The 3,217-nt window shown below is 55.2% G+C and carries 4 protein-coding genes and 1 pseudogene; 4 read left to right on the top strand and 1 reads right to left on the bottom strand.

The window, feature by feature from the left end; translation table 11 throughout:
• From ACWVCN_RS11910 to ACWVCN_RS11900, 3 genes and pseudogenes are all read left to right on the top strand, one after another.
• Window positions 1-148: pseudogene (locus ACWVCN_RS11910) on the top strand (acetylglutamate kinase); the annotation flags it as partial.
• Window positions 149-170: 22 nt separating this feature from the next.
• Window positions 171-1,049 carry a M28 family peptidase gene (locus ACWVCN_RS11905; protein WP_455245983.1) on the top strand — a complete coding sequence of 293 codons (879 nt, stop codon included), beginning with the start codon at window positions 171-173 and terminating at the stop codon, window positions 1,047-1,049.
• Window positions 1,046-1,753, top strand: a complete 708-nt coding sequence (locus ACWVCN_RS11900) for a hypothetical protein (protein WP_455245982.1) — start codon at window positions 1,046-1,048, stop codon at window positions 1,751-1,753. The genes ACWVCN_RS11905 and ACWVCN_RS11900 overlap by 4 nt, the downstream gene beginning before the upstream one ends.
• Window positions 1,754-1,762: 9 nt before the next feature.
• Here ACWVCN_RS11900 and ACWVCN_RS11895 read toward each other — a convergent pair whose 3' ends face one another.
• A complete protein-coding gene (locus ACWVCN_RS11895; protein WP_455245981.1) occupies window positions 1,763-2,338 on the bottom strand; it encodes a gamma carbonic anhydrase family protein in 576 nt (191 codons plus the stop codon).
• A gap of 50 nt (window positions 2,339-2,388) precedes the next feature.
• On the opposite strand from ACWVCN_RS11895, the gene ACWVCN_RS11890 reads away from it, so the two are divergent.
• The coding region (locus ACWVCN_RS11890; protein ID WP_455245979.1) for a radical SAM protein at window positions 2,389-3,217 on the top strand (829 nt) is incomplete at its 3' end.

Genomic DNA, 3,217 nt, shown 5'->3' with positions numbered 1-3,217 from the left:
TGAAGGTATGCTGCCCAAGGTCCACGCCTGTCTGGACGCACTCGAACAGGGTGTCGGCAAGGCCCATATCATCGACGGCCGAATCCCCCATGCCATTCTTCTGGAAGTGTTTACGCGCAAGGGCATCGGGACCGAAATCACGGCATAGCGAACGCTCCCATTTACCAGCCTTGACCGATCGACGTACTAGACTCTCCAAACATCTCCATGCGCTGGCGTTGGAACGCCATCCTGATAGTGCTCCCCTGGCCCTCTCGCAGGCAGAGGAATACTTGGCGGAGCAATTTTCTCTGCTCCGATGGGATACCTCTCGGGAGCCTTTCGAGGCATGGGGAAGGAGTTTTCAGAATATTCTGGCGGTAAAGACTCCCTCTGACGGTACCTTGAAGGGACGCATGGCGCCTCTAATTATCGGTGCTCACTACGATACGGTTGTTGGGTCTCCAGGAGCCGACGACAATGCAAGTGCCTTGGCAGTTCTGCTCGAAACCGCCTGGCAGCTCTCGTCTATACCGATATCAAGGCCCGTATGGATCATGGCTTTCTGCCTGGAAGAACAAGGCCTGTTGGGAAGTCGGGCCTTCGTATCCAAGCTCAAGGAATCCGGGCAGGCTATCGCAGGGGCTATTGTGCTTGAATGCGTCGGCTATACCAATAAAGTTCCGGGCTCGCAACGGATGCCGTCCGGCGTCCCCATTGCGGTTCCGGAGACGGGCAACTTTCTCGGTATCATTGGAAACGATGCCTCAAGAGCGCTTGTGGTGACCCTTGCGCGAAACGCGCAAAGAATAAATCCTCCTCTTCCTGTCCTGACATTAGTGGTGCCGGCCGGCGGTGAACAGTTGCCGGATGTCCGCCGCAGTGACCATGCAGCCTTTTGGGATCAGGGATATCCAGCTGTCATGTTGACCGATACAGCCAATTTCAGAAATCCACATTACCATCAGCCGACGGATAGGATTGAGACATTGGACTTCGACTTCATCGAGGCCGTGAGCGAGACAGTCGTTGCTGCCGTAACCGAGCTCGCCGGGAAAACGGATCTATGAAGAGTAGAAAGAAAATCAGCCAGGCAACTCGGAAGGCGATCTTGGAGGTCTTTGGAAATCTAGAATATCGCACACTTGGGCCGATCTATTGCTATGAAGGTGGGGAGGAGTTTTGGAAGGCAAAACGAAGCTCCTGCATTCGGCTCGGCTCCATCGTGGCTGAAGCCATGCTCGGGCGATTGCGGCCGAGCGGACGCAGTCTCTATGTCGGAGCCGGGGTAGCGGAAATTCCTCCGCTACTCATGGAGTCCTTCGACCTGAGGCGCGATGTCTTTCCCTGCAATCTTCGCCGTACAGAGGTCGACTCATTGAACCGAACGTGCCGCACGATACCTTTGCGATTCCAAGCGATAGATGCGACCAAGGCCCCGGGGAAATTCGACCATGTTTGGATCGTCAGTGTTCTTAACGATCCGGAACGGTTTCCACACGTTGCACCAATTTCCTACGGACGTGCGGATCCGGTGACATTCGATCCCGTGGGTTTCCGGAAAGAAAGGGAAATCGTGCGATCCATCGTGAACCGGTGTCTGTCTAAGTTGAGTTTGCCGGGACTGGTCACAACTTCGACAGAAGAAGTCGTGTGGATTGCGGATTGGTGCCATAGGAAAAACATCCCCTATCTTGTGGGGCGAGAACAGTATCGGACGGCTTTGGTAGGAGATCCGATTTGCTTCATGCAGATAGGGGTGCGCAAGCGTTGAGAAATTCAGCTACAGCCGGAAGCCCGTTTTGGACTTCGCGGGATCGGCCAGGTACTGGCGGGCGTATGTCACATAATTCTCGGCCGACTCACGGATCCAAGCCAATTCTTTTTCGGTGACGGGTCGTTTCACTTTTGCGGGTGCGCCAAGGATCAAGCTCTTGTGCGGCACGATTGTATCTTCCGTGACCAGGGCGCCGGCTCCCACCACGGAATCTTCACCGATGACCGCGCCGTCCATGATGATGGCGCCCATACCAACCAGCACTCGATCCTTGATCGTACAGCCGTGCAAAACCACTTTGTGGCCGACTGTCACATCGTTGCCGACGATCAGCGGGTGTGTATCATGGGTCACATGCAGCATGCAGAGGTCTTGGACGTTGGTGCGATTTCCGATTCTAATGTAGTTCACGTCCCCTCGAATGACAGCATGGAACCAGACGCTGCAGTCCTCTCCCATGATGACGTCGCCGATGACGATGCCGGTTTCCTCGATGAAGCAGGACGTGGGGATCGCGGGCGTGAAGCCTTGGAATGTTCTAACCATCGTCGAACAATAGGCCAGTTGGATCCAGAACCGCAAGGGCGTACCTAATTGACAGGCTTTTTCGTCGTCCCGTAGACTGCTTTCCCATGAGCCATTCCCTCATCAACGTGGATCGTCCCAAGCGCCGCAAATCGCGTCCGGCGAGAGGCGCGAAGGCCTCGATCGGTTTCGTCAATCTCGGTTGTTCGAAGAATCAGGTCGACTCGGAGATCATGCTGGGCACGCTGGTCGCCGATGGATTTGAATTGACGGCTGATCCGCAAAAGGCCGAGGTTGTCATCATTAATACGTGCGGATTTATCGAAGAAGCCAAGCAGGAATCGATTAATGCGATCATCGATCACGGCAGATTGAAGAGACGAGGAGTCTGCCGGGTGTTGATCGCCGCCGGGTGCCTCGCGCAACGGTACAAGGGCGATCTGCTCAAGGAATTACCGGAACTTGACGGCATCGTCGGGACCGGTGAGTTTGGTAAGATCGCCGAGATCTGCCGAAAACTCCTCACCCCGAAGAAACGACATCAGCGGCTTTGGATCAGCCAACCGCCGCATCTGTATGATGAACTGGCGCCTCGTCTGCGTCTTGGGAAAAAGCACAGTGCCTACGTGAAGATTGCCGAAGGTTGTAACCGCAACTGTGCCTTCTGCGCTATCCCGCTCATGCGCGGCAAACAGCGCAGCCGATCCCTCGAATCCATTGTGGCTGAGGCGAAGAACCTGGCAGCAGAGGGCGTCAAGGAGATCAACCTGATTTCTCAGGATACCGTCAATTACGGAGTGGATCTCGGTCTCCGCCATGGCCTCGTCTCGTTGCTGCGGGAGTTGGTCAAGGTGAAGGATCTGCGATGGATCAGGCCGTTTTATCTCTATCCACAACACGTCACTGATGACTTGTTAGACCTCTATGCAGGTGAGG

Source organism: Petrachloros mirabilis (genome assembly GCF_975968855.1).
This window is presented reverse-complemented; position numbering and strand designations above follow the sequence as displayed.